The organism is Caballeronia catudaia (assembly GCF_001544755.2).
In the GTDB taxonomy this organism is placed as follows: domain Bacteria; phylum Pseudomonadota; class Gammaproteobacteria; order Burkholderiales; family Burkholderiaceae; genus Caballeronia; species Caballeronia catudaia.
Window position 1 is genome coordinate 1 of sequence record NZ_FCOF02000104.1, and the last position, 4544, is coordinate 4544.

A 4544-nucleotide genomic window follows, 5' to 3' on the forward strand; every position below is an offset into this window, starting at 1 on the left:
CTCATCCCTCATCAAGGCGATGATCGTATAACGCTCAAGCCGAGAATCGGTTGTCATGGATTTAGTAAAACTCAATAGCGAATCATCCGTTCGTGGTTGCCACAATTGCACTTGATGTCACCTTTTACAACCGAGGTTGCGATCTCGCTTCTCAAGCTCGGCAGTGCAGAGCCGAGCAACTCTGACGCTTTCGTCCTCCACTTTCCTGCGCTCTTCAGGCGTAGTCGTACTCCATTGCTGCCTCTCAGCGGGCGATCCGAAACGCACAACGTCATCAAACATCGTCTCGCGATCTTCAAGATTCGCAAAACCGGTAACGTGGAAAAGAAGGTTCGAGATAACGCCGGAATGAAAGCCACTGTGGATTTCGAGCCGTTGCTCGGCCAGACCCTCCTGGAACGCGTCGATAGACAAACGGTCGAGGCGTTCTAAAGGCTCGCAAATGGGCCCAGTGAAAAATGATTCCGGAAACTCAACGCGTAAGATTGTCGCGAGATATGGCGATAGCTGAATCGAGATCGAAATTTGATCTTTCCTTTCTGATCTTGCTCGAACGCTGACCGCGGCATGCGACTTCTGTTTCTCTGCGTTTCTGGTACCGACTGTCCGGCATCAACTCGACCCGCAGTACGGCGCCTGCGTTCGCAATTGCCGTCATTTGTTGTCGCATCGGACGCGTCCAATTGCGCGTCAAGTGCGGCCATATACGCAAGCAAGGCGTTGGTACGATCTAGGTCGGCCCATACCCGATGCCACGCGAGCGGTATTTCCTCCGATATTGGATTTGCGCTGGCGCTGGCGCTGGCGCTGACGCGGCTCGCCGTCTGCGAAAAGTCTTCGCAAGGCACCGGGGGACCCGACACCGCATCAGGGACGCGCTCGAGACGCAATTCCCTGGGATGCTTGTCGCGCTGCAGCGGCTCGCGTCTGACATAGTATCGAGCGATGTCTGTCCAGTGGTCCAAGACGTTTGCGGCATACGGATCGATCGCAGATTCCAGACTTCGCTGCGGACTTCGCGCTGTATGAAATTCGAGGCACTGTGCCTCGAAAACTCGCCGGAGCTCATCGTTCCAGGACGACCCATGCGCTTCCAGAGCGATTAGCTGTTGCGCTTTCGAAACCCTTTGAAGACCCATTTTTCATCCTCCTACAGAGAGAACAGCCAAGTTGATCTCGACTGCGATCTAGCGATAAGCGCCAAAGGAAGTCGCACTTTTTAGCTGCTCCCCACAACACAGCTGTCGCCCGCGGTGTTTCCGTCGCGATATGCGAATAGTAGTCTTAGCGGTTGGCGAGGGCCATATGGGGAAGCTTATTCTGACTCTGTGATTACAGTCTTTTTTTGAGGTTCCGCAAATTACGGGTTTGGAGTGAGTAGAGATGAAGCGAATCTGCTTGCCTAAAACTTTCTCGGCAGTCGGTAGAATCTTATCAAGAAGAAAGATACAGCAAGTAAAGGGTACTTTCAGTATGCGGTATAAATCTACATTGTCAACCGCGATCTCATTGCCTATGAGGCTTTTTGGGTAGCAAAAGTACAAACGTAGTCAACCCTTCAAGCCCAACTCAGATCCTGCGCAGCACGGGGCAATTCAGCGGTTCTTTTTCGATTTGCTGACGTCTGCGTCAACGGCTACAATTTTCCAGAGGTTTTTTTTTGTATTGCGCCTCCCCAATGCTTCGCGAAAGTGAGTACTGAATTCATCCAATCGGCCGAACGGACAGCAAGGGTGCAGCTTTGGAAAACAATGCCGTTCCAAACGACCAAGATCTTCGCCCTTTCTGCAGTGTTGAAGGGTTGAAGGGACGTGCGAAGATGATTAGAAGGCGATTGGATCCAGAGAAGACGACCAGTTTAGGCGCTCTCCACCTGGCGGTCGTTCGGTGTATAGGAAGGGGAAACGTCCACAGAGTGTTCTGTGGAGCAGAGCCGGCGACGCCAGAATTTTCTGAGGGACTGAACAATCAACAAAAGGTCCAATTCCAAATGAGACGTGAGATCGACGTTCTGACATCGCTGTTTCCCCGCAAGCCTCCCAATGAGATCCGTCAGTTCGTTGCGGAATGGCGGCTAGTGGACTGGAAGAATAGTGAAGAAGCGACACAAACAGTGCTGAGCCGTCTCGATGATGAGTCGCGAGGTGAAACGCGTGTCGAAAAACCGGTGGCTCCAGCGGAAGGAGCGGCGAGTACTATTTTTAAGGCAGTCGATAGCGCGTCGCCGCTCTGGTTCGACGAGCTGGAACGCCGAGAGCTTACGCGGTTCGTCACGCCTGCGCCTATCGAGCGGTTCATGCCGTCATCGCTCGTTTTTGCTGAGAAGAAGGCCGAGGTGCTTTCGGCTCTCATCATGTCAACCTCGTCGAGCTTGGCTTACCACATCGTCGCCCGGATCTTCGGATTCCTTGATTGGCCCTCGATGACGAAGTCGCTTACGTCCTCGGAGTTGAGTCTCACTGACGAAGAGCTTCCTCACGATGAACTTTTTCGTCGGGTCGCTTGGCAGGTTGACGCTTTAATGGAACTGTTTCAAGTTGATAGACCGTCCGCTTTCGCGCTTCATGCTCTATGGCGGCCAACGTCACGGTCGACGCGGTACTCAGTGAAACACCGATGGCTTGGCGAACCCCTGTCAGGCAGGCGCGAATTGTCTGTCGAGCCGCGGGCGCGGACACGGCTATCGCCAAGACGGCACGACTGAGCGCTATCGTCATAAAGGTCAGGGACAACTGGAGCAAGTCATGGAAACTTTGGACGAGGACGACTATGAGTGTTTCACTTGTAATCGAATCTTCAAGGGGCGAGTTTTCGAAATTGCTCGAGAGTGGGAGCGTGTTCATTTCTCGGAGAGCATCCCCGAAGTGGAAATCGAGGACAGTCGGGGACTGGAGTGTTATTGCTCTCAACTTTGTGCGAACCTCCGCCGAGAGGAGGTGATGGCGCGGGAAGGAGTACCGATCCGCCACCCAGGCCTTGGCCCGATCGAACCATGTTCGAAATGCGGGGCTCCTATAGATATGACGCAATTTCATGTGACCTATGTAGATAGTTGTGTTGACGTGCACGGTTTTGTTGGAGTATCGGTCGACGTCAATTATCTGGCTGTAGTCTGCTCGACTTGCAGGCCACGGCATGAAGCCCGTCGCGAAGCGGTAGACGTCGATCAATTCCGAGAAGAAGACGAGCGAGAGAGGGCGATCTACGACGTAACCGCTGTCAAGGACAACATGTCCAGAGCACGAGTTTGCATCAACGGCCCATCCGACAAAAACTCACATCGACAGGTGAGCACTGCTTAGGCAGCTACATCGGAACGTGACCGAGTTGAAGAGGTGGCTGTTCTCTTACGTGCCCCGCTGTCGCTGAGCGGTCATTGCTGATGACGTTGGCTACGATAGGCCTGCAACGCGACCCCCAACACCGTCGGACACATTGGGGTTTGGAACCAGTCCTCGCCGGCCCTTGAGGGTAGGTGGGCTTGCACTTGGGCCTGCTGGTCAGCGTGATAGGCGCTTAGCGACGCATCTGTGACAAATCGATCGTTTCCCGTTCGATGATGCAGTTGGAGCTTTCCCCGTTCAAGCAGTGTCAGCACATATGGCCGCGAGACGAATAGCAACTTCGCCGCATCGCCAACAGAGAAGAATTCGCCGGCATCGGGTTTCGGCTTCAAGACATCGTCCAAAATAGAGCTGAGGGCACTGGAAAGTTCCTGTTGCACGTCGCTTTGCAGGCGAGGCCTCAACAGCTCGAACAGTTCGATCAAGCGCTTGTGTGCCAGTTCGAGGGCACCGCCCTGTGGGACTGTCGAGCTTTCTTCATGAGTGGGCATCATGGGTCGCCTGTGACGGGGGCAGAGTGAGTGTAGATCCGTGCTCGTGCCACGCCGACCAACGCTTCCACCCGAATGATTTCGAGAGCATGACATGCGCCTTGAACAATGGATGACAGGCATCGTCAGCGTTTGATAAAGACTATGGAAGTCTGGCTACGGCTAGTGACCGCGCCATAAACTAGCCGTCACTTCAGATGCGGCGTCCGAGTCCGCGTCAGCAGCTCTATGTCACGAAAGCTTGAGCGAACGGGAACGCCAAAGGCAACGCTCACATCTCGTGAGAAATGCTCGCCGCTTCGTCCGCTGGCGCACTCCACTACTCACGCAGCGCCTCCATGCGCTTCTCTCGGTAGCACCGGGCAATTTGAGTTCCCAGCGGTACCATCTCGTGTCCCAGCTCAGCCTGCTCGAGGTATGTCATTAAGAGAAGAGCGTGTTTGCCGCACTGTACTTCAGGCATCTGGGCCAAAAGCAATTCAGCGACCTGTCCGTTCCGGTCCAATTCCGCGCATATGCACTGCAAGGCTGCGATACTAGTCCTCGGGCGAGACGAATTCGGCAGTTTCATCATCATCTCTGCCATAGCTTCGAAGAAGCACTTGCAGAAAAGTGGCTCTTTTGAATTTAGAGTGGGGTGTGCCAAGAACGCGAGCATCAATCGACCGATGTTTGCGGAGCTTTACCAAAGATGAAGGAAGGCCCTTCG

Annotated in this window: 3 protein-coding genes; 2 read left to right on the top strand and 1 reads right to left on the bottom strand. The window is 54.1% G+C overall.

Going from position 1 to position 4544, the window contains the following annotated elements; genetic code table 11:
• Positions 1-114: 114 nt before the first annotated feature.
• Both AWB75_RS36050 and AWB75_RS37525 read left to right on the top strand, forming a co-directional pair.
• Positions 115-432, top strand: coding sequence for a hypothetical protein (locus AWB75_RS36050; RefSeq protein ID WP_061128692.1), 318 nt, complete (start codon positions 115-117; stop codon positions 430-432).
• 1558 nt (positions 433-1990) lie between these two features.
• Positions 1991-2704, top strand: coding sequence for a hypothetical protein (locus AWB75_RS37525; protein WP_143746673.1), 714 nt, complete (start codon positions 1991-1993; stop codon positions 2702-2704).
• Between the two features lie 669 nt (positions 2705-3373).
• Here the strand turns inward: AWB75_RS37525 and AWB75_RS36060 are convergent.
• Entirely contained in the window at positions 3374-3838 is a 465-nt protein-coding gene (locus AWB75_RS36060) for a MerR family transcriptional regulator (RefSeq protein ID WP_061128694.1), read from the bottom strand.
• Between the last annotated feature and the right edge of the window lie 706 nt (positions 3839-4544).

Coding starts and splice junctions, on each gene's coding strand:
- AWB75_RS36060 (WP_061128694.1), bottom strand. CDS start 3,838: ATGATGCCCACTCATGAAGAAAGCTCGACAGTCCCACAGGGCGGTGCC.
- AWB75_RS37525 (WP_143746673.1), top strand. CDS start 1,991: ATGAGACGTGAGATCGACGTTCTGACATCGCTGTTTCCCCGCAAGCCT.
- AWB75_RS36050 (WP_061128692.1), top strand. CDS start 115: ATGTCACCTTTTACAACCGAGGTTGCGATCTCGCTTCTCAAGCTCGGC.